Origin of the sequence: Arthrobacter sp. FX8, from assembly GCF_026723805.1 — a bacterium.
Taxonomy (GTDB): Bacteria; Actinomycetota; Actinomycetes; order Actinomycetales; family Micrococcaceae; genus Arthrobacter.
In genome coordinates this window covers 4,309,136-4,331,320 of sequence record NZ_CP113505.1, presented here as the reverse complement: position 1 = coordinate 4,331,320, position 22,185 = coordinate 4,309,136, and the positions used below count along the sequence as shown (strand labels likewise).

The following is a 22,185-nucleotide window of genomic DNA, read 5'->3' as shown; positions in this document are numbered from 1 at the left end:
GAAACAGCCGGCTGCGGACGCCCGTACCGGAGCTACAATCAGCCATGGTTCCAATGTCCAACCTGGTGGCATTCGCCCTGGCGTCCGTAATCCTGATCGCCGTCCCGGGCCCCAGCGTGCTGTTCGTCATTGGACGTTCCCTCGCGCTGGGGTGGCGCGGCGGCGTCCTTACCGTCCTGGGAAATGCCACGGGCCAGTTGGTCCAGGTCATCGCCGTGGCCCTTGGCGTGGGTGTGGTGGTGGCCGAGTCCGTGCTTCTTTTCAGCATCGTGAAGCTGGCAGGTGCCGCTTACCTGGTTTTCCTGGGGATCCGGACCATTGTCCGCCGGGGGCACGGTTCCCGGCGGCTTGCGCCGCCGCCGGCCTCCACTCCGTGGACGTTGGTGCGCCAGGGGGCGGTGGTGGGCGCCACGAACCCGAAGTCGGTGGTGTTCTTCGTGGCGATCCTGCCCCAGTTCGTGGACTACCCTGCCGGCAACATTCCGTTCCAGCTTGCACTGCTGGGTGCTGTCTTCCTGCTGATCGCGTTGGTCTCGGACAGCGTGTGGGCGATCGCGGCGGGGTGGGCGCGGCTGTGGTTCGTCCGCTCACCGCGGCGCGTCCCCGCGGTGGAGGCGGTCGGCGGGGCAATGATGATCGGCCTCGGCGGAACGCTGGCCCTAACCGGATCCAAAACCTAGGACTCCACCTGCCCTGGCAGCAGTACTGAAGCAAGAAGTGCCCGGTCCCCGAACGGACCGGGCACTTCCATGTTCTGCTCTGTAAGACCGGCGCCTGTCAGGCCACTGCCCCGTCAGTCCAATGCCTCGTTTGGCCGGCGCTCCCTAGCCCGCAGCAGCGGCGGCCCGTACCGCCTGGCCGAGGGACGTCGTCGGGCGCCCGATCAGCCTGCGCAGGTCGCCGGTGCTGACCAGGAGATCGCCGCGCGCAATGCCCAGGTCCGAATCAGCCAGGATCCCGGCAAAAGCCTCGGGAACACCCACACCGGTGAGCAGGCCAACGTAATCCTCGGTGGGCAGGTTGTTGTAGCGGACGGGTTTTCCGGTGGCTGCAGTGATCTCGGACGCCAGGTCCGCCATGCTGAAGGCCTCGTCGCCGCCCAGCTCGTAGACCTTGCCGGCCTGTTCATCGGCCACCAGGACCGCTGCTGCGGCGTGGGCGTAGTCCACCCGTGCGGCCCCGCTGACCTTGCCCTCCCCGGCGCTGCCCGCGAGCGCTCCCTGGGCCAGGGTGCCCGGCAGCTGTTCCGTGTAGTTCTCCAGGTACCAGCCGTTGCGCAGCAGGACGAAGGGGACGCCGGATTCGCGCAGCAGCGCCTCCGTGGCCTTATGCTCATCCGCCAGCAGCATGCCCGTGGTGTCCGCATTGGCGATGCTGGTGTAGGCCAGCAGCTCCACGCCTTCGGCCTTTGCGGCGTTGATCACGGTGCGGTGCTGTTCCACCCGCCGGCCCACTTCGCTGCCGGAAATCAGCAGCACCCGCCGGGCGCCCTTGAGTGCTTCGGCCACGGAACCAGGGTCGGCATAGTCCATGTGCTGCACGCGTACCCCGCGCGCGGAAAAGTCTGCGAGCTTCTCCACCGACCGGCCGGCGGCCACGATATCCGCGGCGGGTACGCCCCTCTCCAGGAGGGCTTCAAGAACGTGGCGGCCCAACTGTCCGGTGGCGCCTGTAACAACAATGCTCACGGTGGTTCCTTTCGGGAGTCTTTCTCTGTCAGAGGGCACAACCATGGCCAGTCGGCAGAACTTCCCAACAGAGAGTACGCACTTTGAAGTAAGGTACTAACTCAAAAGTTAGGTACCAGGCTTTGGGTAAGCTGGAGGCATGGAAACAGCACCTCACGCGTCGCCCCTCCCGCAGGCCTTTGCCGACGGCGTGTTCCCCGCCGGGTGCCCCAGCCGGACCCTGCTGGACCACATCACCAGCAAATGGGGAGTCCTGATCCTGCTTTCCCTGTCCGAGGGTGAGCAGCGCTGGAGTGACTTGCGGCGGCGGGCCGAGGGAATCAGCGAGAAGATGCTGGCCCAGACATTGAAGACCCTGGAGCGTGATGGCCTGGTCAGCAGGAACGCCCAGCCGGTCATTCCGCCCCGCGTGGATTACAGCCTCACGGAGCGGGGCTACGAATTGAGCGCTCTCCTGGTGCCTTTGGTTGCGTGGGCATTCGACAACGCCGAGGACATCATCAACGGAGCCGGCCCGGGCAGGTAATGCCCCCTCAGAACTTGAGTACCTGTTACTGATGTTGCTGATGTGATTAGCGCCTAGCGTGGGCGTACGGTGGCGGCCGGAATGGGAGGACCATCCTCCGCTGGGAGCGTTCGGCCAACCAGCACCGTTAGCGGGCGGCAGGCTGCCGCCTGGAGGAGTTGGTCACATGGCCAGGGACGACTACGCACAGGATTTTTCCCGCCTGGGCCAGCCCGTCAGCGTGGGTGAAGCGCTGGGACAGGTCCTGGGACTGATGCTGGAGGCCTTCAGTCCGCGGTCCCCTTACCGGGTGGGTGACACCGTCATAGGCGACGACCCCTTCAGCGGCAGGCGCGAAGGGGTCGTCGTGTGGCGGGACCGGCGTTCGGTGGGGGTGAAGACGACCTACGGCGTCTTCTTCTTCGACCACCGGCTGGTCAAACCCCTGGAATAGGAGGCGCGGGGCCGGACGGGTGCTACCGCGCGGACCAGCCCCCATCCATGGTGTAGCTGGCGCCGGTGACCATTCCGGCGTCCGCGGAAGCCAGCCAGGCCACCAGGGACGCCACTTCTTCCGGCTCCACCAGGCGCTTGATGGCCGCCTCGGTGAGCATCACCTTGGCCAGGACCTCGGATTCGGGGATGCCGTGAACCTTGGCCTGGTCGGCGATCTGCGACTCCACCAGGGGCGTGCGCACGTAGCCGGGGTTGATGCAGTTGGACGTGACCCCGTGAGCCCCGCCTTCCAGCGCCGTCACCTTGCTCAGCCCTTCCAGGCCATGCTTGGCGGAAACGTAGGCGCTCTTGAACGGGGAGGCCCGGATCCCGTGCACCGACGAGAGGTTGATGATGCGGCCGAAGTTGTTCGCGTACATGTGTGGCAGCGCCGCCCGGATCAGCAGGAAGGGCGCCTCCAGCATGAGGGTGATGAGCCGGCGGAAATCTGCCGGCTCAAAGTCCTCGATGGGGCTGATGCGCTGGATACCGGCATTGTTCACCAGGATGTCGCAGTCCAGGCTGAGGGTGGCCAGGGCGTCAACGTCCAGCAGGTCCACGCCCCACGCGGTGCCGCCCACCTCATCGGCGAGCGTCGCCGCCGCGGCGGCGTCGACGTCGGCCACCACCACTTTCGCTCCCCGCGCGGCAAGTGCGCGCACGCACGCCGCCCCGATTCCGCTGGCACCGCCGGTGACCAGCGCCTTGCGTCCATTCAACGTGTCCTCCATTGCAGTTCTCCTTTTGTGCGCCTAGGCGGTCCAGCGGGTTCCATCGGTCCAATCGTGGCCAGGTCAGCCGTGCGTGGGGCTGAGCAGTCCCTCGCGGGCGGCGTCTTCCTTGTCCACGTCTTCCAGGGCAATGCCCTTGGTTTCCTTCAGGCTCAGGACGGCCACGGTTGTGATGGCGCAGGCCACCACCAGGTAGATGGCGGTGGGCACCCATGAGCCGGTGTCCTTGAGCCACTGGGTGGCCAGCAGCGGCGCCAGGGAGCCGGCGAAGATGGACGTGACCTGGGAACCCAGGGAGGCTCCGGAGTACCGCATGCGGGTGGGGAACATCTCGGCCATGATGGCCGGCTGGCCGGCGTACATGAGGCCGTGCAGGCACAGTCCGATGGTCACCGCCAGGACAATCACCACGGCGTTCCGGGTGTCGAACATGGGGAAGGCGAAGAACGGCCAGGTGGCACCCAGGATGGCTCCGGCGAGGTAGACCGGCTTGCGGCCGATCCGGTCCGCCAGGCGGCCGTACTGCGGGATGATGGCGAAGTGGATGACGTGCGCGATCAGCAGTGCCAGCAGCAGTGATGACGTGTCGTACTTGTGCACGCTCTTGAGGTAGACAATCGCGAAGCTGACCACCAGGTAGTACATGATGTTCTCCGCGAACCGGAGGCCCATGGCCTGGAAGATGCCCTTGGGGTACTTGCGGACCACCTCGAACACGCCGTAGCTGACGGCCTGTTCCTTTTCCACCAGTTCCTTGGCTTCGAGGAAGATGGGGGATTCACTGACGTGGGTACGGATGTAGTAGCCCACGAAGACGATCACGGCCGAGAGCCAGAAGGCCACGCGCCAGCCCCAGCCAAGGAAGGCCTCGCTGCTGAGGGTGGTGGACATGATGTACAGCACCAGGGTGGCCAGCAGGTTGCCCACCGGGACGGCGGCCTGGGGCCAGCTGGACCAGAAGGCGCGGGTCTTGTTGGGGCTGTGTTCTGCCACGAGGAGGACTGCTCCGCCCCATTCGCCGCCCAGCGCGAAGCCCTGGATGAACCGCAGGGCCACCAGCAGTGCGGGGGCCAGGTACCCGATGTCGGCGAAGCCGGGGAGGCAGCCCATCAGGAACGTGGAGACGCCGATGATCACGATGGTGAGCTGCAGCGTGGGCTTGCGGCCCAGCTTGTCACCGATCTGGCCGAACACGATGCCGCCCAGCGGGCGTGCAATGAAGCCCACGGCGTAGGTGAGGAAGGCCTGGATGATCCCGTCGAGCTCGTTTCCGGTGGCGGGGAAGAAGTACTTGCCGAAGACCAGGGTGGCGGCGGTGGCGTAGAGGAAGAACTCGTACCACTCCACCACCGTCCCCACCATGGAGGCCGCGACGATCTTCTTCAGTCCTGATCCTTTGGGTGCATGCCCGGCCTCGTTGGCGGGGCGCTGCTCTACGCTCATGGTTTCTCCTAGTGTCCACATTGACACGCGCTGTGATCTCCAGCACAAGTGACTCAGATGAGTATTGCTGCACAAACCAGGCACTTCAATGCCCAAAGCGGCACGAAACGTGTGCACAATTGCAGATATGAATGCGAACCCCGATGACCTGCTGGTCCTCCTGGCAGTGTCCCGCTCGGCCAGGTTCACGACGGCGGCCCAGGCCCTGGGCTTGAACCACACCACGGTGTCCCGCAGGATCGCCGCCCTTGAGAAAGCGCTCGGCGGCCGGGTATTGTCCCGGGCAGCAGGCGGCTGGGAACTGACGGAGCTCGGCGAACGGGCCGTGCGGGCAGCGGAACAGGTGGAAGCGGTGCTGGGCACGCTGGGACCGGCAGGCCAGGCACCCGACCCGATTACCGGCGTAGTACGCATGACCGCCACCGATGGCTTCAGCGCCTACATTGCAGCCCCAGCGGTGGCGCGCCTGCGCCGGGACCATCCGGGCCTCAGCGTGGAAGTGGTGACCATGACGCGCCGTGCCCTGCAGCAGCGGTCCGGCCTGGACATCGAGGTGGTGGTGGGCGAGCCGCAGGTGCACCGGGCGGAGGCCATCCGGCTGGGTGAATACCGGCTGGGAATGTACGCGTCCCGCGCCTACCTGGCGGAGCACGGGACACCGGCCACCGTGGCTGAACTCAACGGGCACCCGCTGGTGTATTTCGTGGATTCAATGCTGCAGGTGGATGACCTTGACGCGCCGCGGCGGCTGGTTCCGGCCATGCGCGACGGCCTCACCTCCACCAACGTGTTCGTGCACGTGGAGGCAACCCGGGCCGGGGCGGGGGTCGGGTTCCTGCCGTGCTTCATGGCGGACCTGCACGATGACCTGGTCCGGCTGCTGCCCGACGAGATCGGCGAACTGCTCCCCTACTGGCTGGTCCTGCGCCCGGATTCGCTGCGCCGGCCCGCGGTTGCCGCGGTGGTGCAGGCCCTCCGGGAACGGATGGCGGATTACCGCGAAGCGCTCCTGGGCTGGGCTTAGGCTTCCGGGGGCGCCGGCGGGTCGTGGCGGACTGCCGCTCCGGCGGCGAACGCCCGGACCTGGGCGTCGTCCCAGAGGTGGGCCGGGACGGCTCCGCCCAGGAGCCTGCGCCGCAGCTGTGGGTCGTCCACGATGGGCGAGTCGCTGCCGGCCATCACCATGTTTCCGTAGCGCCGGCCCTTCAGCATGGCGGGGTCGGCAATGATCACCGTGTGCCGGAAGGCTGCCGCAATGGTGGCCGCGTCCTCCCGCGCATTCCGGAGGTCGGGGGCATCGCCGGAGTTGGCCACGTACAGGCCGCCCGGGGCCAGGACCCGTTTGACGTGCGCATTGAATTCGGCGGTGGTCAGCGGGCGCGGGGTGTGGGCGCCGGCGAAGACGTCGCGGATGATGAAGTCCCGGGTGCCGGCCGTCAGGGTCTCCGTCACGGCGCGGGCCTCCCCTACCCGGATCCGGAGCAAAGGCGCCTTGGGAAGGTCGAACCAGTTGCGGACATGCTCCGCGAGCTTGCCGTCCAGTTCCACCACCACCTGGCGGGCGTCCGGGTAGGCTGCGGCGAAGTAGCGGGCCATGGAGCAGGCGCCGCCGCCCAGGTGCAGCCCGCGCAGCTTTGCCGACGATGCGTCCGACGGCGGCCAGCGGGATTCAATGAGCGCCGCCATCCACCGCATGTACTCGAAGTCCAAAAACAGGGGATCGGCGAGGTCGATGTGCGAGCTCATGACCCCGTTGATCTTCAGGAGCCAGCCCGTGGAGTTGTCCTGGTCCGCCACCAGCTCGCAGTCACCGGTATCGATGTAGTAGACACCCTCCACCGGACCACTCTGGCGGGAGCCCGCAGGCACCTCCACCACGCCTGCAACCGCACGGATGCTGTTCCGGCCCCCTGACCTTCCGCGTTTTGCCATTACCCGTGCCACGCTTCAGTCATGCTTCAACCTTAGTTGGTAGGCACTGCGCCTTCACCGTCGCGGATCCGTTTCACCACGGCGGTGGTGGACCGTTCAGCCACGTAATCAAGAATGGCGATCCGGCCGCCGTACTCTTCCACCGCCGGGGTCTCCTCCAGCATTTCCGGCGTGTAGTCCCCGCCCTTGGCATAGACTTCGGGCCGGAGCCGGCGGATCAGCGGGGTGGCCGTGGGGGTATCGAACACTGTCACATAGTCCACGCAGCTCAGGGCCGCCACCACGGCTGCACGGTCCGCCATGGTGTTGATGGGCCTGCCGGGGCCCTTGAGCCGGCGCACCGAATCATCACTGTTCAGTGCCACCACCAGGATGTCGCCCAGCTGTTTCGCCTGGTTGAGGTACCTGGTGTGGCCGCTGTGCAGCACATCGAAGCAGCCGTTGGTCAGCACGATCCGCTGGCCCTGGGCGCGGTGTATTTCCATCTGCCGTTCCAGTTCGTCCGCACTCAGGGCGGTATCGGCGAAGGCCTCCAGGTACCGGCTGAGCTGGGCGGTGCTGCACACAGACGTGCCGGGCTGGTGGACCACCACGTCGGCGGCCGACTGGGCCAGGTCCAGGCTGGCGGTCAGCGGCAGCCCGGCGGCACGGGCAAGCGTCAGGGCCGCCACGAAGGTGTCCCCTGCCCCGGATGCCTGCTTCTCCGCGGCGGGCCGGGCCCACGTCCGGTGCCGCACGCCGTCGGGCATCAACAGCACGGTTCCGTCCCGGTCCAGGGTGACCACCACGGCCCGGGCGCCGGTTGCCTGAAGCAGGGCCGCGGACTCCGCGGACACCGCCTCCACCCGCGCCTGCCCTTCCGGCAGTTTCCGGTCCAGGAGCCGGGCGGTTTCCTGCGCGTTCGGGGTCACCAGGTGGGGCTGCAGGGCAGCCCAGGGGCGCGGATCATGGGCGTCGACCACCACAAGCGGACGGTTTTCGCCGGCGGTGTCAGGTCCCAGGACGCGCGCCAGTTCCGTGCGGACAGGGTCCGCCACCACGCCGGTCCCGTAGTCGCACACCAGCACGGCGTCCTGGCGTTCGACGGCGGCACGCACCGAGGCGGCGAGCGCGGCCAGGGCGTCGGCCGGGACAGCGCCGGCCGAGTCGTCGAGGCGCAGCATCACCTGGCCGCCGCTGCTGATCCGGATCTTGGTGGTGGTGACCATGTCCGGGTGGGTGTGCAGGTGCCGGACGTCGATGCCGGCGGCGGCAAGCTGCGCACGGAGGTCTTCGCCGGCGTCGTCAGAGCCGATGATTCCGGCTACCGAGACCTTTGCTCCCAGGGCGGCCAGGTTCATGGCGGTGTTGGCCGCGCCGCCCGGGACCGATTCGCGGGACTGGATGTCCACCACGGGGGCGGGCGCTTCCCGGCAGAGCCGTTCGATGCTGCCGCTCCACCAGCCGTCGAGCATCACGTCGCCGATGACCAGGATGGAGGGATGTTCCGCGGCGAGCCGGCCGGGGAGCCAGTCGGACAGTGCCCGCTGGGTGGACAGGTCGATGGATTCCGGGGACGCGTTCACGGCAGGTCCCGGTCGTCAGTGTTGATGATGGTATCCGGGCCGTCGCCGGAACCGGCCGCCGGCGGGGCCGCGATGTGCACCACCTTGACCTGGCTGAACTCGTCCAGGAGCTCTGGCCCGTAGCCGAACCCGGCCCCGCTCTCGCCGCGCGGCTGGGCTGCTCCGCCGGGGGCGCCGCCGAACACCTCGTTGACCTTCACCGTTCCCACGGGCAGCGCAGCCACCGCCTGCTGGATGTGCGCGATGTTGCTGCTTAGGACGGTGGCCGCCAATCCATACCTGCCGCTGCACGCCAGGCGCAGGCCGTCGTCGAACGTGTCCACCACCTGCACCGGAGCCACGGGGCCGAACGTTTCCTCCGCCATCACCTGCATGCTTTCGGTGCAGCCGAGCAGGACGGTGGCCGGGTAGAAGGAACCCGGGCCGGCCGGGAGGGCACCGCCCTCCACCGCGCGGGCGCCCTGGGCCAGGGCCTCGGCGACGTGGGCGTGGACGGCGTCGCGCATCCGCAGGTCCACCAGCGGCGCCACGCTGCCGCTGCTGTTCCGGAGCGCTGCCTCGGCCTCCAGGGCTTTGCAGAACTCGGCGGCAATGTCCCTATGGACGTAGATCCGTTCCACGGAGGTGCAGATCTGGCCGCTGTTGCTGAAGGCTCCGATGGCTGCCTGCTGGGCAGCCCACCCGGGATCCACGTCGCGGTCCACCAGCAGGGGGTCGTTGCCACCGTTTTCCCTGATGACGTGGGCGCCGGTAAGGGCTCCGGCCTGGGCAATGCGGGCGCCTGAGGCGCTGGATCCCACGTGGGCTATGACGTCCACGGCGGCCTGCGACAGCGCCGCTCCCACCCCTGCGCCACCGGAGAGGGTCTGGAATACCCCGGCAGGGAAGGCCGGCGCCAGCACTTCGCCCAGCGCCTCCCCAAGCCGCGGGCACCGCTCGCTGGGTTTGTGGATGACCGTGTTGCCCGTGGCCAGCGCGGCGCCGATCAGCCCGCAGGCAACGGCAACCGGATCGTTCCAGGGGGTCAGCAGGACGGCCACGCCGCGCGGTTCGGCCAGCGTGTAGTCGGAGGCGAGCCGGTTGCCGCGGAGGCTGTGGCCACGGTGGACCGGGCCAAGTTCCGCGTACTGCTCCAGGGTGGAAACCCCGGCGGCGATGCCGGCCAGGGCCTCATCCTCCGGCCGGCCGGTTTCGCTGGCGTTCAGCCCCGCGAGCTCCCGCGCAGCTGCATCAAGGGCTTTGGCGGCTGCCCGCAGCGCGGCGCCCCGTTCGGCCGGTGCGGTCGCGGCCCACGCTGCTGCACCGCTGCGGGCCACACCCACGGCGTGGTTGATGGCCTCGGGCGCCGCTTCGGGCACCGTCCAAAGCACTTCACCGGTTCGCGGGTCCTGGATGGTGATGCCGGAGCCCTGGACTGTCTCATGGCCTGCGGATGTTTCGGTGGCTGTGGTGGGCATGGTGTTCCTCCCGCCTTTCCGTGCTGGATGTGTCGGTGCTGGATATGTCGCTTGTGCAAACTGCGGATGGCAGCGTAGTTGTGGCCGGCGGCGGCTTAGGGCCAGGAGCCCTCTTCCTCGTGGCAGATCAGCATCTCGCGCACCTCGCAGCCGGTGGGCTGGTTGAGTGCGAACAGGATGGCCTGCGCGGTGTTGGCGGGGTCGTTGAGCCGGGAGTCGTCCTGCGGCTTGTACTGCTCGGTGCGGTCGTCGAAGAACCGGGTCTTCATGCCGCCGGGGATCATGGTGGTGACGCCGATTTCGCCGCCGGTTTCCGCGGCCAGTGCGTGGCTGAACCCCACCACGCCGAACTTCGAGGCGCAGTACGCGGTGGCATCAGCCACGGCGCGCTTGCCCAGGGTGGATGCCACGGTCACTACGCGGCCGTGGGTTTCCTTGAGGTAGGGCAGGGCGGCGCGGACCACGGAAACGGTGCCCATCAGGTTGACGCCGATGACCTTTTCCCACTCGTTGGCTTCGACGTCGGCGAGCTTGCCGCAGCGGTCGATTCCGGCGGCGGTGACCACGGCGTCCAGGCCGCCCAGGGTTTCGGCGGCTTCCAGGACAGCCTTCTCCACGGCAGCGCGGTCAGCGACGTCCACTTCGAACGCCTTCACCCCGGAGACGCTGCTGATGTCGCGGTCCAGGACCACCGGGGTGCCACCTGAGCGGAGGACGGCGTCGACGACGGCGGCCCCCAGTCCGGAGGCACCTCCAGTGACCAGGACGCGGCCGGGGTTGGTGGGTGCGGTTGCAGTTGGTTCTGCTGTCATGGTGTTCCTTTCAATGGGGAAAACAAGTCGATGGGCAGGGAGGTTCAGCTGACCTTGGCGAGTGCGTCCGCCAGGCCGGTGGTGGAGCGGGCCGGGTGGAAGGGGACGGTGAGGCAGCGGCCGCCCCAGCTTTCCACCAGGTCCGTCTCGGGCAGGCGGGCGCCCTTGTAGTCGCCGCCCTTGACCCAGATGTCCGGACGCAGACGGTCCAGGACGGCTTCCGGTGTGTCCTCGTCGAAGACCATCACGGCGTCCACGCATTCCATCGCCAGGAGCAGCTCGGCCCGGTCATGCTGGCCGATGATGGGACGCTCCGGCCCCTTGAGCCGGCGCACCGAATCGTCGGAGTTGAGGCACACGATCAGGCAGTCCCCCAGCTCCCGGGCTGCGGTGAGTGTTCGGACGTGGCCGGCGTGGATCAGGTCGAAGCAGCCGCCGGTGGCAACCACTTTTCCGCCGTTTTCACGGACCGAACGGGCCAGGAGCAGTGGTTCGGTGGTACGCCGGCCGGGCGCCTGCGCCGGCCCGCGATGTCCGGGGGCGGCATCTTCCCCACCGGCATCGGGCAGGGCCGACACTCCTCCGGCGGCCAGGAAATCGGCGGCATCGTGGACCGCCAGGGCCGCCGCATCCGGCAGGTCGCGGCCGGCCAGGAGGTGCACCGCCAGGCTGGCTGCCAGCCGGTCGCCTGCCCCGCAGGGATCGCCGGCCTCCACCCTCGGCGCGGGAACGGAACGGGCGGCGGTACCGCCCCGCTGCAGCAGCACGGCCCCTTCCTCGCCTTTGGTCACCAGCACCGCCTGGCTGCGCCAGCGTTCCAGCAGGACCCCTGCCACGGCTGCGGCTGGGTCTGCGGAATCCGCCTGGGCGGAGCCCTTCCCCGGACCGGACTGCACCGCCTTGGTGGCCTCGGAGATATTCGGGGTCACCACGGTTACGCCTGGCACCGGTTCGGGCCCCGAGGATGCGGGTCCCAGATGACCGGCACCCTGTCCGCGAGCCGGGCCAGCACGTCGCGCAGCTGCGGGTTGGCTGCCAGTCCCCGGCCGTAGTCCGCCACGATCACCACGCCGGCTTTTTCCACGGCGCGGAGCATGGCGGGGCTGACCTCCGGGACCGGCGTCTTTTCACAGCCCTGGTCGAAGCGGACCACCGGATGGGAACCCGCCCGGACCCGGGTCTTGACGGGCGAGGGATAGCTGCTGCTGCCCGCGACGAGCCGCACGCCGGCCAGCTGCGCACGCAACTGGCTGCCGGCGTCGTCGTTGCCAAGGACCGTCACCAGCGTGACGGGCCAGCCGTCCTGGGCCAGCATGCGCGCCACCAGGCCTGCGCCGCCGGCGCGGCGGCGGACAGCCGAAACGTCCACCACGGGAACAGGGGCGTCCGGGCTGAGCCGGGTGGCCTCACCGGAAAGGTCGACGTCCAGCATCACGTCTCCCACGACGACGATCCTCATGGCCGGCCACCTCTGGGGAACCCTGGGACCACTGACGGGGTGTGCCGGGCAACCTCAAGGTCGAAGGCCCGGCACACGGCATGCAGGGCGATCAGGTGCCCTTCCTGGGCGTTGGCGTTCAGGGCGTCGATCATGACGGCCTGGTCGCAGACGTCCGCCAGCGGGTTGGGGCCGGAGCCGGTGAGCGCCCAGGTGGTCACGTTGAGCCGGGAGGCCGCTTCCGCGGCGCGCAGCAGGTTGGGGCTCTTGCCGCTGGTGGACAGCAGCATCAGCACGTCACCGGAGCGGCCATGCGCGCGGACCTGCCGGGAAAAGACTTCGTCGTACCCGTAGTCGTTGGCGATGGCGGTGACCGCCGATGACTCCGCGTGCAGGGAAATGGCGGAGAACGGGACCCGCTCGCTGTCGAACCGGCCCACCAGTTCGGCGGTGAGGTGTTGCGCCTCCGCGGCTGAGCCGCCGTTGCCCGCGGCCAGGAGCCGCTGGCCGCGCAGCAGGCGCTGTGCCAGCTCCACGCCCCAGGCAGCCAGCCGGCCCGACTGGCTGCGGAGCGAATCAAGCGCCGGAATGACGTTGTCCAGGTGGGTGCGGACGGCCTCGGCGCTGGCGGCATCCACGAACGTGGCGCCCGGGAGCACAGCGGGCAGGGCCGGTGCTGCGGTCAGGGTACGGAGGTCTGCTTCACGCAGGGACGATTCAGCAGTCACAGGGCGGCTCCTTCCATCGGTACGATCCCGGCCGAAACGCTGGCCGGGGCACCGGCCATGGCCAGCTGGTATGCCTTTTCGGTTTCCGCTGCCACCCGGTCCCAGGAGTAACGGGTGCGCGCGCGCCGCTCCCCGGCCTGGCCGAGCTTCGTCCTGAGGGCGGGGTTTTCCAGCAGCAGTGACAGTGCCGAAGCAATGGCTTCAGGGTCCCGCGGCGGGACGTGCAGGCCGGTGGTGTGGTCAACCACCGTGTCCCGGAGGCCGCCAACCGCTGCTGCCACCACCGGAATGCCGCATGCCATGGCTTCCAGCGGCACGATGCCAAACGGTTCATACCAGGGTGCGCACACCACGGCATCGGCACTGCGGAAGATGCCGGGCATCTCCGCGCGGGACACCTGCCCCTGCAGGGTCACGTGTTCAGACACGCCCAGCCCGGCGGCGAGGTCCAGCAGGCGCCGGATTTCGGGGTCGGCGTGCATCACGTTCGTGTCGCCGCCCCCGCCCACGATCAGGAGTTCGACGTCGTCGAATCCCGCCGCCTTGAGGTACGGGAGCGCACGGATCACCAGGTCCACACCCTTGCGTGGCACCAGCCGCCCCACAGACAGGATCCGGTAGCGGCGCTTCCTGGCTGCCACCGGCCCCTCTGCAGAGAAGAAGCCCAGGTCCACGCCGCAGGGTGCAATGGAGATCTTGCCGGTGGCGATACCCATGGCCTTGAGCTCGAAAACTTCGTCTGAGCAGGTGGCGATGATCCGGTCGGCAGCTCGTCCCACGCCGGGTTCCAGCCAGCGGCGTGCCTCCGGGCTGGTGTCCTCCGCGCCCTGGTGCCTCCGCTTGACGGTGCCCAGCGCATGGAACGTTTGCAGCATGGGCACGCGGTAACCGGCATCGGGCCGCCTGGCCGCCTCCAGGGCTGCCAGGCCGGACATCCAGAAGTGGCCGTGCACCACATCCGGCGGCCGATGCCCCCAGTCCCTGGCCACGCCGTCCGCGAGGTCGCCCATGTAGGGCAGCAGCTGGTCCTTGGGCACGTGGCGGGCGGGCCCGGCGTCCACGTGGACCACTTCGAACCGGCGCCCCACCCGGACCCGTGCGGGAAGCTCCGTTGCGTCCCTGCGGGTGTAGACGGTGACGTGGTGGCCGCGCTTGGCAAGGGCCTCGGACAGCGCGGCAACGTGTACGTTCTGCCCGCCTGCATCCACCCCGCCCAGTGCCGCCAGCGGACTGGCGTGTTCAGAAATCATGGCGATCTTCATGGTGTCTTCCTCTCCCGCGCCGGAACGAGGATCCGCTCGTCCGTCCGCTCGTTAACGGGGTGCCGCGGACGGTTCCGCAGATCCGCCAGGAGCTCATCCCAGCGGTCCTGGAACTTGCCCAGGCCGTAACGCTCCAGCGCCGCCTCCCGGGCGGCAACTCCCCGCCGTCGGGCTTCATCCGGATTGGCCACCAGCCGCGCCGCGCAACGGAGCAGCTCGTCGACGTCGGCCGAGACCACGCCGGCTTCCTGCGGCACGGCACGTGGGGCCTCAGTGGTGGCAAGCACCACCACCGGCATGCCCAGGTGCATGGCTTCCAGGAGGGACAGCCCCAGCGAGGTCCAGCGCATGGGATGGACGTAGACCCGGCAGCGGGCAAGTTCCCGGTGCAGGTCCCGGGTCTTCAGGTCGCCCCGGGACGTCACGCGTGAAGCCTCGATTCCGGTGGCTGCCGCCAGGCCCTCTGTCTTCATGCCGAACACCTGCAGCGGCGCCACCGACGCGAAGGCCGGCAGCAGGTCGGTTCCTGTGACCCGGCCGCGGCGGACCGGTTCGTTGACCACTACCCCCAGTTCCGGCAGTTCACCGGTATAGAGCTGGCCAGGGTCCGGGATTCCGTGCTCGATCACCGTGGTGGGAGCGGAGCCGTTGTCCCAGGCCAGGCGGTTGAAGTGGGTGACGTGGACCACCGGGATGCTGGTTTGGTCCGCAAGCGGGTGGCTAATGTTCGGGAAGTTGCCTTTGGGCGTGTTGTGCTCCACGAACACGGCCGGAAGGTCGACGCCGGGCATCCGGCCCAGGGTTCGGACCACCTCATCGATCTCTTCCGGGCGTTGGAGGACGACGGCGTCCACGGCGTCAGGGTGGAGCGTCGCCAGGTCCACCTCCCGCACTGATTCCGGCCAGTCCCTGCCGGCGCGGCCCAGGCCCCATGCGCCGCCTCCGGGCAGGACGGGAAGCAGGTACTCGTGGCGGCCGCGGACAAAGGCGTCCGTCCAGGAACCGTGGACATGCCAGAGCAGGATTCTCATCTGTTGCGGGCCTTTCTACGGGTGCTGACATGGGTGCTGAAGGAGCTCACTCCGCTGATCAGGCGTTCCACCGCTGCCACCACTTCCTCCGGCGATACGGAGTCGAGGCAGGGGTGGCCCGGGACGGGGCAAAGCCGGGCGCGGGACATACGGCAGGGTGCGTTCTGGTCCCCGAGGAGTTCCAGGGGCACGCCATAGGGCGCCCACCGGATGGCCGGGACCACAGGGGAAAACAGGCACGCCACGGGTGTGCCCACCGAAGCTGCCAGGTGGGCCGGTCCGGTGTTCCCGCTGACCACCGCATCGGCTCCGGCCATGACGGCGGCCATGGTGGGCAGGTCGGTGCGCCCGCCGAGGTCCACCGCAGAGGGGCCGGCCACCGTGGCGGTCAGCGACTCCTCGCCGGGTCCGCCGGTCACCACCACCCGGTACCCGGCACCCTGGAGGAGTTCGACGGCGGCGGCATGGTGCAGCGGGGGCCACGCCCTGGCGGGAACAGCGGCTCCGGGGTGGACCACAACGTACGGTTCGTCACCCACCAGGCCCGTCACGTCCGGACCGGACTTCACGCGCAGCTTCCCGTCGTCGCCCGCGGGAAGCCGGAAACCTGCGGCCTCGGCAATGCCCAGTGCCCGCTCCGCCTCGGGCTGGTCTTCGGGGAAGTCCTCCCCCGGCTTGAGGCGGACATCCAGCAAGGAGCCGGCGTAGTCAGTGGAGGCGCCGGTGATGCGTTCCACTCCTGCCAGCCGCAGCAACAGGGCCAGCGGCAGCGGCGACTGGTGGAAGGACGTGAGGATGACTGCTTCGGTGATCCGGGAATTGCGGACATACTCGATCAGCCGGTCGGCGTGCGGCCCGGTCATCCCGGGCGCCGGGTTCATGATCCAGGGACTGTCCCAGCTGTACACCTCAGCGGCGCCAGGGAGCATCGCGGCCGCAGCTTCACCCTGCCTGCCGCACAGCATCACCACGTGGTTGGTGCTGCCGCCGTACTGGGCACGGCCGTTGGCTACCGCCCGCACGGCCGGACCTGCCAGCAACACATCGCCCATGCTGTCCAGCCGGGCCACCAGGACGCGCCCCATCAGGGCGTCCCCTGCAGCAGGCCGACGGCGGACGCCAGGTCGGAAGCAACCAGCCGCGCCGCAGCCACCTCCTCGGCACGGGTCACGGGGGTGGGAACCAGGACTCCGGTGGCGCCGGCCGCTTCGGCAGCACCGACGTCGGCGCCAATGTCCCCAATCAGGGCGGCCTCCGAGGCATGGATGCCAAGTTTGCGGCAGGCGCTGTGGACCATCCCCGGAGCGGGTTTCCGGCATGTACAGCCGTCCTGCTCCGCGTGGGGGCAGACTTCCCACACGTCAAAAGGTCCCAGCAGTTCTTCCACCCGGGCGTTGACTCTTGCCACGTCCCCGGCCGAGATCAGGCCGCGGGCAATGCCCGACTGGTTACTGATCACGCCGGTGGCGATACCCTCCGCCCGCAGGCTGTCCAGCACGGCCTTGGCGCCGGGCATTGGCCGTACTTTGCCGGGGTCCCCGTTGTAGGGCACATCGATCACCAAGGTTCCGTCCCGGTCGAACAGGACAGCGCGGAGCTTGGATCTTTCAGAGCTTCCCATGACCAAACAGTTCCCTCCTGCTGATGCTCCTAAACAGGGCCACGGCCTCTTTCAGCCGCAGGAGCGTGTTTCCTTTCGGCGGCTGAACAGGCAAGATAGGATGCCTGTTGCTGCAGGCACTCCCTCCGGGGCGCTTCGCAGCCCCTCCCGGCAGCCGGCGATGATGTGCTTCCGCGGCCGCCACCCGCCGTCGTCCGTTGACTGCGCGGGTCCGGTCGAAGGCCGGGCTTTACCTGGTCCCCGCACCGCCGAAGCGGCGGCCGGCACCTGCGCCGGTGTGCCCGTTCCGGGCACGGCGGAAAGCCGCGGGGTGGTTGGCTGTCCGGCCTGCCGGCACAACCCGGGATGAGGTCCCGTTGCCGGCGGCATCCTCCGGCGCGCCGAACTGGGCGCCGGCCTCCAGGCGCCGCTGCAGTTCCACCAGCACCTTGGCCAAACGGCGGGACACCTGCATCTGGGACATCCCCAACCGCTTCCCCAGCTGCACCTGCGTCTCCTCACAGAAGTAGCGCCGGTACAAAAGCTCCCGGTCCGAGTCATCCAGGTCCTGCATGGCGTCCCGCAGGCAGGCGAGTTCCTCAAGCCGTTCCAGGGGCGTCTCGGGGCTTGCCAGGACGTCGCCGATGGACGGGGCATCCGAGTTGGGGTTCACGGCGTCAAGGGAGTCCGGGTGCATGCTGCTGGATGCCGAGATGGCCTCCTGCACCTCAGCCGGGTCGCTTCCCAATTCGCTGGCCAGTTCGGCGACGCTGGGATTCCGGCCCAGGGATTGGGTCAGTTCCGGCTCTGCACGGAACAGCCGCGTCCTCAGGTCCTGGATGTGGCGTGGCGGGCGCACAACCCAGGTCCGGTCGCGGAGATACCTCTTGAGTTCGCCCGTGATGGTGGGCGCGGCGTAGGCCGGAAAGCTCTCGCCCTTGGCCTGGTCAAAGCCGCGGGCCGCTTTGACCAGGCCAAGGTAGGCCACCTGGTTCAGGTCTGCCCGCTCCCGGCCGCGGGCCTCAAAACGGGCGGCCAAAGCCTCGGCGAGGTCCAGGTACCGGAGGACCAGTTCGTTTTCAAACGTTTCCCGCAGCCGTCCTGAGGTTGCGGGAGGAGTGGGTTGTTGTGCCGGTTCGGGCTGTTGGCAGCGGACAGGGGCAGCGTCCACGGCAAATGCGGCAAAGGATTCGGGCATGAGTGTTGGTTTCCCTCGGTCTGGTTCCGAAAGCCTGCGGCAAGACTTAGAAGCAGCAAATCATAAGGTTGCTTATAAAACAATGCTTCTCCGCTGTAGGCTCGTCCTGAAGGGCCCGCAACCAGTCCAAGCGTGCAAAGGAGTCGTTGGCATGCGCATTGCCATCACCGGGGCCAGCGGAAACGCGGGAACAGCACTGCTGCGCAACCTGCAGGGCCACGTCGCCCGAAAGCCCGGGAGCCTGCAGTTGGTTGGCATCAGCCGGAGGGTGCCTGACACGTCCCGGGACCCCTACGGCGGCGTGCAGTGGCACAGCCTGGACGTGGGCCTGGAACAGGACAGGCCGCTGCTCGAGAAGGCGCTCGAAGGGGTTGATTCCGTCGTCCACCTGGCGTGGCAGATCCAGCCGAACCGCGATTTGCCCCTCCTGCACCGCACCAATGTCACAGGCACCAGGAATGTCCTCGACGCTGCCGGAAAGATGGGCGTCAAACAGGTTGTCTGCGCCTCGTCCGTCGGCGCCTACAGCAAGGCGGACAAAGACCGGCGCAGGGACGAGTCCTGGCCCGCCACCGGGATGGCCGGATCGCATTACAGCCGCCACAAAGCCGAGCAGGAAAAGCTCCTTGACCAGTTCGCCGCCGCTGAACCGGAGATTTCGGTCGCCAGGCTGCGGCCGGCCCTCATCTTCCAGGGAAACGCAGGGAGTGAAATTGGCAGGTACTTCCTGGGAAGGGTTCTTTCGCAGCTCGTACCCCGCAAACCCTGGGTTCCATTGCTGCCGGTCCCGGACAACCTGGTCTTCCAGGCCGTGCACGCGGACGACGTGGCAGAGGCCTACTGGCGGGTGGTGGACCAGCGGGCCAGCGGAGCCTTCAACATCGCCGCCGAGCCGGTTTTGACCCCGCAGGAACTGGGCCGCATCCTGGGCGCCAAGAGGATCCTCCCCATCCCCATGCGGCTGCTTCACGCCGTGGTGGACTTGACGTGGCGGGCACGTATCCAGCCCACGGATTCCGGATGGGTGGAGATGGCGGCGGGCGCGCCCATCATGGACACCAGCCGCGCACAACGGATCCTGGGGTGGGAACCACGGGTGTCATCAATAGACGCCGTCAAGGAAGTCCTCGCGGGCATGGGAACGGGGGAAGGCGTTGGCCCTTCCCCCGTCCTCAAGCCGCGGCGGCCCTAGCGCTTAAGACCCCGGGCTCAACCACTGCGGCCGCTTGCGGACCTTAGATACGCGGGTTTTCCCTGCCGCGCGCATCACGTCCCGTGGGGGTGTCTGGATTTTCCGAACTAGTTGGATTTTCCGAAGTGCCCGTATTTCCCGGGGTGCCAGTCTCATCGCGATGACGCCTCCGCTCGGATTCGGCGCCAGTCATGCCCGCCGGCATATCCGACTCGTTTCCGCCGTCAATCGTGCCGCGGCTGCCGCGGCCGTCATGTGGCAGGTCGGCATGGCGGCCCTCCACGTATCCCGCGTCCCCGCCCGTAGCCCGGCCGGCACCAGCGTCGGCAGGTCCACGCCCGTCATGGCCGGCATTCCCGTATTCCGCCTGGCGGCCGTCTGGGCCCGCCGCCTGGTCCCGCCGGCCATCCCGGCCGACGTCGGGATCGAGCTCGTCCGCCTTCCGGGTGTGGCTGGCTACGTCGCCACGCAGGGCCTGCGCCTCATGGGCCCGCTGCTCGGCTTCCTGCCGAAGGCGCGCCGCGTCGACCTGTGCCTGTTCGGCGTCGGCGCGTGCCCGGGTGGCCTTGGCTTCCCTCTCGCGGGCGTCGATTTCCATGTTCTCGGCTTCACGCCGGATCTCTGCCGCCTTTTCCCGGTGCTCCTGGTCCCGCTTCTGCTGGAGGGCCTTCCGGCGCTTTCCGCCGGCCAAAAGGAGCACCACGATCAGTGCAATGACAACGATGGCAACTATCACCCAAACCCATGGAGCTGTATCCATGTTTCCCACCACTTTCCACTTCGTTGTGACCGGGCAGGCCCTCGCCATTCCGGCTGACATTTTTGGAACGGTTATAACTCGCTTAGCAAGGGTACTTACTTTTTATTAGTAACCATGCTTATCATTTTACGGCCAGTATTGCTGGTTCTTGATCAACAACCGGCCTTCTTGGAAAGAGAGAGCGAAGATGACAGAGAACCAATGGACCGAGGACCCCGCTTACACGACTCCTCCGGGCAGCACAGGAATCCCCGGTGAACGGGAGGCCACCACCTTCCCGTCAACCGCCAGCCCATACGCGGGCGAAGCCGGAACCGGCTACCCCACCACCGGTGACACCTCTGCGTCCTCGCGCAAAGACGCTGCCAAGGAAGAAGCAGCCGATGTGGCCCGGACCGCTGCCGGATCCGCCCAGAATGTAGCGGAGACCGCCAAGGGCGAGGCCGCGAATGTGGCCCATGAGGCCAAGCTCAATGCCCAGGACCTGCTCCACCAGGCCAAGTCGGGCCTGACCACCCAGGCCGGCACGCAGCAGCAGAAGGCCGCCGAGGGCATCCGCAACATTTCCAGCCAACTGCACAGCATGGCCAGCGCCCCGGACCAGCAGGGCATGGCCAGCGACCTTGTCCGGCAGGCAGCCGAGCGGACCTCCTCCATCGCGTCCTGGCTGGAGAACCGGGAACCCGGTGACCTCCTGAACGAGGTCCAGCGGTTCGCCCGCAACAATCCCGGCACGTTCCTGCTCCTCGCCGCCGGCGCCGGTGTCCTTGCCGGACGCCTCACCCGCGGCCTCACCGCAGGCGCGCCCGACACTTCATCCACTTCTGCCGGCACCAGGACATCCGGCCTGTCCGGCCAGTACTCCGGCACCCCCTACGGTGGCCAGTACAACCAGACAAGCCCCGTTGCCGGCGGGACCGTTCCTCCGCCTCCGGTCCAGCTCCCCGGCCCGGCCACCACTACGGCCGGTTCCGACGGCGGTGCACCGGGCAGCAGCTATCCGGAGGCAGCGGGGCCGGCCAGCGGCCTGGACAGCCCGCAGCTGGTGGAAGAACCGTGGTCCGGAAACCAGCTCTCGGACGATCCGCTGCGTGACCGCGCACTCGCCGACGATCCCATGGCAAACGACCCCCTCACGCAGGACCGCACCCGGGGCGGCCAGACGGGTGGCCTGTAATGAGTAGCCAGATACCCGAGCCGCCGCCGAGTGCGGCGCATGTGAAAGCGGACAACGCGTCCCTGGGCGAGCTGCTGGGCGACGTAACCCGGGACCTGTCCACCCTGATGCGCCAGGAAGTGGAACTGGCCAAGGCCGAACTCAAACAATCCACCTCCCGCGCAGGGAAAGGCGCCGGCATGCTCGCCGGCGCCGGCGTCGGCGGACACTTCGTCCTGCTCTTCCTCTCCCTGGCCCTAATGTGGGCCCTGGGCGCCATCATGCCCCTGGGCTGGTCCGCACTGATCGTCGCCGTCATCTGGGCCATCATCGCCGCCGTCCTGGCCTCCATCGGCCGCAAGGAACTCAAGCAGATCAAAGGCCTGCCCCAAACCGGGGAAACCCTCTCAGAAATTCCCCCAACCCTAAAACCAGGTGAGGTAAACCGATGAGCGAAAACCCTGACGTCATCCGCGCAGACATAGAAGCCACCCGGGCACGCCTGGGCACCAACGTGGACGCCGTGGCAGACAAGGTCACCCCGTCCAACATCGTCCACCGCCAAACCGACAAGGTCAAAGACGCCGTCACCGGCGTCAAGGAGAAAATCATGGGCGCCGCAGACAACGCCACCACCAAGGTCCACGACACCACCGCCACCGGCGCCGGACACACCACCAACGCCATGCACACCGCCGGCGACAGCCTCCACCAGGCAGGCGACACCGTCTCAGCAAAACTCAGCGACGCCGGCCACGCCGTCTCCGCCGCCCCGGACCAGGTCAAAGCCAAAACCGCCGGCAACCCCCTCGCCGCCGGCCTGATCGCCTTCGGCGCCGGACTCCTGGTCTCCTCCCTGATCCCGGCAAGCCAGAAGGAACGCGAAGCCGCGGACCAGCTCAAAACCGCAGCCCAGCCCCTGGCAACCCAGGTCACCGACGCCGCCAAAACCATGGCCCAGGACCTCAAGGAACCAGCCCAGGAAGCCATGGAAAACGTCAAAGCCACCGCCACCGACGCCGCCCAAAACGTCAAACTCGAAGGCCAACAAGCCGCCACCGACGTCAAAGACCGCGCCACCGACGCCAAAGACCACGTCCAAAACACCTGATCAGTCCAGCACCGCACCGTAAGGCAATAGTTTCGTTCGGCAGGCCGGCACCGCCACTCCGCGGGCCGGCCTGTTCGTTTC

The 22,185-nt window shown here is 68.1% G+C and carries 22 protein-coding genes and 1 pseudogene; 8 read left to right on the top strand and 15 right to left on the bottom strand.

Features of this window, described 5'->3' with window-relative positions; translation table 11 throughout:
* The first annotated feature begins 44 nt into the window (after positions 1-44).
* Positions 45-680: a LysE family translocator gene (locus tag OUO20_RS20370; RefSeq protein WP_026266143.1), complete on the top strand. Its 636-nt coding sequence runs from the start codon at positions 45-47 to the stop codon at positions 678-680.
* Positions 681-824: 144 nt separating this feature from the next.
* Here the strand turns inward: OUO20_RS20370 and OUO20_RS20365 are convergent, their stop codons facing one another.
* The gene (locus OUO20_RS20365) at positions 825-1,688 is read right to left on the bottom strand and encodes an SDR family oxidoreductase (protein WP_268002530.1); all 864 of its coding nucleotides are present in this window, start codon (positions 1,686-1,688) and stop codon (positions 825-827) included.
* A 139-nt stretch (positions 1,689-1,827) separates the two neighbouring features.
* On the opposite strand from OUO20_RS20365, the gene OUO20_RS20360 reads away from it, so the two are divergent.
* Both OUO20_RS20360 and OUO20_RS20355 read left to right on the top strand, forming a co-directional pair.
* Positions 1,828-2,214, top strand: a complete 387-nt coding sequence (locus tag OUO20_RS20360; RefSeq protein WP_268002529.1) for a winged helix-turn-helix transcriptional regulator — start codon at positions 1,828-1,830, stop codon at positions 2,212-2,214.
* Between the two features lie 166 nt (positions 2,215-2,380).
* Positions 2,381-2,647, top strand: coding sequence for a hypothetical protein (locus OUO20_RS20355; RefSeq protein ID WP_018772205.1), 267 nt, complete (start codon positions 2,381-2,383; stop codon positions 2,645-2,647).
* A 22-nt stretch (positions 2,648-2,669) separates the two neighbouring features.
* On the opposite strand, the gene OUO20_RS20350 is transcribed toward OUO20_RS20355, so the two are convergent.
* Both OUO20_RS20350 and OUO20_RS20345 read right to left on the bottom strand, forming a co-directional pair.
* Entirely contained in the window at positions 2,670-3,419 is a 750-nt protein-coding gene (locus OUO20_RS20350; RefSeq protein WP_018772204.1) for a 3-hydroxybutyrate dehydrogenase, read from the bottom strand.
* Between the two features lie 63 nt (positions 3,420-3,482).
* Positions 3,483-4,862 carry an MFS transporter gene (locus OUO20_RS20345; RefSeq protein WP_018772203.1) on the bottom strand — a complete coding sequence of 460 codons (1,380 nt, stop codon included), beginning with the start codon at positions 4,860-4,862 and terminating at the stop codon, positions 3,483-3,485.
* A gap of 127 nt (positions 4,863-4,989) precedes the next feature.
* Here OUO20_RS20345 and OUO20_RS20340 point away from each other — a divergent pair, with 127 nt between their 5' ends.
* Entirely contained in the window at positions 4,990-5,886 is an 897-nt protein-coding gene (locus OUO20_RS20340) for a LysR family transcriptional regulator (RefSeq protein ID WP_268002528.1), read from the top strand.
* Here OUO20_RS20340 and OUO20_RS20335 read toward each other — a convergent pair.
* From OUO20_RS20335 to OUO20_RS20285, 11 genes and pseudogenes are all read right to left on the bottom strand, one after another.
* Positions 5,883-6,794 carry a spermidine synthase gene (locus tag OUO20_RS20335; RefSeq protein ID WP_018772201.1) on the bottom strand — a complete coding sequence of 304 codons (912 nt, stop codon included), beginning with the start codon at positions 6,792-6,794 and terminating at the stop codon, positions 5,883-5,885. The genes OUO20_RS20340 and OUO20_RS20335 overlap by 4 nt on opposite strands.
* Positions 6,795-6,826: 32 nt before the next feature.
* Entirely contained in the window at positions 6,827-8,359 is a 1,533-nt protein-coding gene (gene rfaE2, locus OUO20_RS20330) for a D-glycero-beta-D-manno-heptose 1-phosphate adenylyltransferase (protein WP_018772200.1), read from the bottom strand.
* Complete coding sequence (locus OUO20_RS20325; protein WP_018772199.1) at positions 8,356-9,816, bottom strand: aldehyde dehydrogenase family protein; 1,461 nt, start codon at positions 9,814-9,816, stop codon at positions 8,356-8,358. Before OUO20_RS20325 ends, rfaE2 (OUO20_RS20330) begins: the two co-directional genes overlap by 4 nt.
* Positions 9,817-9,911: 95 nt before the next feature.
* On the bottom strand, positions 9,912-10,628 hold the full coding sequence (locus tag OUO20_RS20320; protein ID WP_018772198.1) for an SDR family oxidoreductase: 717 nt from the start codon (positions 10,626-10,628) through the stop codon (positions 9,912-9,914).
* Positions 10,629-10,672: 44 nt separating this feature from the next.
* Positions 10,673-12,087, bottom strand: a pseudogene (gene rfaE2 / locus OUO20_RS20315) (D-glycero-beta-D-manno-heptose 1-phosphate adenylyltransferase).
* Positions 12,084-12,794 (bottom strand): D-sedoheptulose-7-phosphate isomerase, encoded by a 711-nt coding sequence (locus OUO20_RS20310; RefSeq protein ID WP_018772196.1) that lies wholly within the window; start codon positions 12,792-12,794, stop codon positions 12,084-12,086. Before OUO20_RS20310 ends, rfaE2 (OUO20_RS20315) begins: the two are co-directional and overlap by 4 nt.
* Positions 12,791-14,056, bottom strand: a complete 1,266-nt coding sequence (locus OUO20_RS20305) for a glycosyltransferase (RefSeq protein WP_018772195.1) — start codon at positions 14,054-14,056, stop codon at positions 12,791-12,793. Before OUO20_RS20305 ends, OUO20_RS20310 begins: the two co-directional genes overlap by 4 nt.
* A complete protein-coding gene (locus OUO20_RS20300) occupies positions 14,053-15,087 on the bottom strand; it encodes a glycosyltransferase (protein WP_268002527.1) in 1,035 nt (344 codons plus the stop codon). The genes OUO20_RS20305 and OUO20_RS20300 overlap by 4 nt, the downstream gene beginning before the upstream one ends.
* Positions 15,084-16,172: a glycosyltransferase family 9 protein gene (locus OUO20_RS20295; protein WP_018772193.1), complete on the bottom strand. Its 1,089-nt coding sequence runs from the start codon at positions 16,170-16,172 to the stop codon at positions 15,084-15,086. Before OUO20_RS20295 ends, OUO20_RS20300 begins: the two co-directional genes overlap by 4 nt.
* Complete coding sequence (locus OUO20_RS20290) at positions 16,172-16,708, bottom strand: D-glycero-alpha-D-manno-heptose-1,7-bisphosphate 7-phosphatase (RefSeq protein WP_018772192.1); 537 nt, start codon at positions 16,706-16,708, stop codon at positions 16,172-16,174. The genes OUO20_RS20295 and OUO20_RS20290 overlap by 1 nt, the downstream gene beginning before the upstream one ends.
* Positions 16,709-16,937: 229 nt before the next feature.
* Positions 16,938-17,885 (bottom strand): sigma-70 family RNA polymerase sigma factor, encoded by a 948-nt coding sequence (locus OUO20_RS20285; RefSeq protein WP_134165214.1) that lies wholly within the window; start codon positions 17,883-17,885, stop codon positions 16,938-16,940.
* A gap of 151 nt (positions 17,886-18,036) precedes the next feature.
* Here OUO20_RS20285 and OUO20_RS20280 point away from each other — a divergent pair, with 151 nt between their 5' ends.
* Positions 18,037-19,077 carry an NAD-dependent epimerase/dehydratase family protein gene (locus OUO20_RS20280; protein WP_134165215.1) on the top strand — a complete coding sequence of 347 codons (1,041 nt, stop codon included), beginning with the start codon at positions 18,037-18,039 and terminating at the stop codon, positions 19,075-19,077.
* Between the two features lie 43 nt (positions 19,078-19,120).
* Here the strand turns inward: OUO20_RS20280 and OUO20_RS20275 are convergent, their stop codons facing one another.
* A complete protein-coding gene (locus OUO20_RS20275; RefSeq protein WP_268002526.1) occupies positions 19,121-19,837 on the bottom strand; it encodes a hypothetical protein in 717 nt (238 codons plus the stop codon).
* A gap of 187 nt (positions 19,838-20,024) precedes the next feature.
* On the opposite strand from OUO20_RS20275, the gene OUO20_RS20270 reads away from it, so the two are divergent.
* From OUO20_RS20270 to OUO20_RS20260, 3 genes are read left to right on the top strand one after another with little or no spacing between them, the layout of a single operon-like run.
* Positions 20,025-21,014, top strand: coding sequence for a hypothetical protein (locus tag OUO20_RS20270; protein ID WP_268002525.1), 990 nt, complete (start codon positions 20,025-20,027; stop codon positions 21,012-21,014).
* A complete protein-coding gene (locus tag OUO20_RS20265) occupies positions 21,014-21,445 on the top strand; it encodes a phage holin family protein (RefSeq protein ID WP_268002524.1) in 432 nt (143 codons plus the stop codon). The genes OUO20_RS20270 and OUO20_RS20265 overlap by 1 nt, the downstream gene beginning before the upstream one ends.
* The gene (locus OUO20_RS20260; protein WP_224084236.1) at positions 21,442-22,104 is read left to right on the top strand and encodes a DUF3618 domain-containing protein; all 663 of its coding nucleotides are present in this window, start codon (positions 21,442-21,444) and stop codon (positions 22,102-22,104) included. The genes OUO20_RS20265 and OUO20_RS20260 overlap by 4 nt, the downstream gene beginning before the upstream one ends.
* Positions 22,105-22,185 lie beyond the last annotated feature (81 nt).

Coding starts and splice junctions, on each gene's coding strand:
- OUO20_RS20370 (WP_026266143.1), top strand. CDS start 45: ATGGTTCCAATGTCCAACCTGGTGGCATTCGCCCTGGCGTCCGTAATC.
- OUO20_RS20360 (WP_268002529.1), top strand. CDS start 1,828: ATGGAAACAGCACCTCACGCGTCGCCCCTCCCGCAGGCCTTTGCCGAC.
- OUO20_RS20355 (WP_018772205.1), top strand. CDS start 2,381: ATGGCCAGGGACGACTACGCACAGGATTTTTCCCGCCTGGGCCAGCCC.
- OUO20_RS20350 (WP_018772204.1), bottom strand. CDS start 3,419: ATGGAGGACACGTTGAATGGACGCAAGGCGCTGGTCACCGGCGGTGCC.
- OUO20_RS20345 (WP_018772203.1), bottom strand. CDS start 4,862: ATGAGCGTAGAGCAGCGCCCCGCCAACGAGGCCGGGCATGCACCCAAA.
- OUO20_RS20340 (WP_268002528.1), top strand. CDS start 4,990: ATGAATGCGAACCCCGATGACCTGCTGGTCCTCCTGGCAGTGTCCCGC.
- OUO20_RS20335 (WP_018772201.1), bottom strand. CDS start 6,794: ATGGCAAAACGCGGAAGGTCAGGGGGCCGGAACAGCATCCGTGCGGTT.
- OUO20_RS20325 (WP_018772199.1), bottom strand. CDS start 9,816: ATGCCCACCACAGCCACCGAAACATCCGCAGGCCATGAGACAGTCCAG.
- OUO20_RS20320 (WP_018772198.1), bottom strand. CDS start 10,628: ATGACAGCAGAACCAACTGCAACCGCACCCACCAACCCCGGCCGCGTC.
- OUO20_RS20305 (WP_018772195.1), bottom strand. CDS start 14,056: ATGAAGATCGCCATGATTTCTGAACACGCCAGTCCGCTGGCGGCACTG.
- OUO20_RS20300 (WP_268002527.1), bottom strand. CDS start 15,087: ATGAGAATCCTGCTCTGGCATGTCCACGGTTCCTGGACGGACGCCTTT.
- OUO20_RS20295 (WP_018772193.1), bottom strand. CDS start 16,172: ATGGGGCGCGTCCTGGTGGCCCGGCTGGACAGCATGGGCGATGTGTTG.
- OUO20_RS20290 (WP_018772192.1), bottom strand. CDS start 16,708: ATGGGAAGCTCTGAAAGATCCAAGCTCCGCGCTGTCCTGTTCGACCGG.
- OUO20_RS20285 (WP_134165214.1), bottom strand. CDS start 17,885: ATGCCCGAATCCTTTGCCGCATTTGCCGTGGACGCTGCCCCTGTCCGC.
- OUO20_RS20280 (WP_134165215.1), top strand. CDS start 18,037: ATGCGCATTGCCATCACCGGGGCCAGCGGAAACGCGGGAACAGCACTG.
- OUO20_RS20275 (WP_268002526.1), bottom strand. CDS start 19,837: ATGGATACAGCTCCATGGGTTTGGGTGATAGTTGCCATCGTTGTCATT.
- OUO20_RS20270 (WP_268002525.1), top strand. CDS start 20,025: ATGACAGAGAACCAATGGACCGAGGACCCCGCTTACACGACTCCTCCG.
- OUO20_RS20265 (WP_268002524.1), top strand. CDS start 21,014: ATGAGTAGCCAGATACCCGAGCCGCCGCCGAGTGCGGCGCATGTGAAA.
- OUO20_RS20260 (WP_224084236.1), top strand. CDS start 21,442: ATGAGCGAAAACCCTGACGTCATCCGCGCAGACATAGAAGCCACCCGG.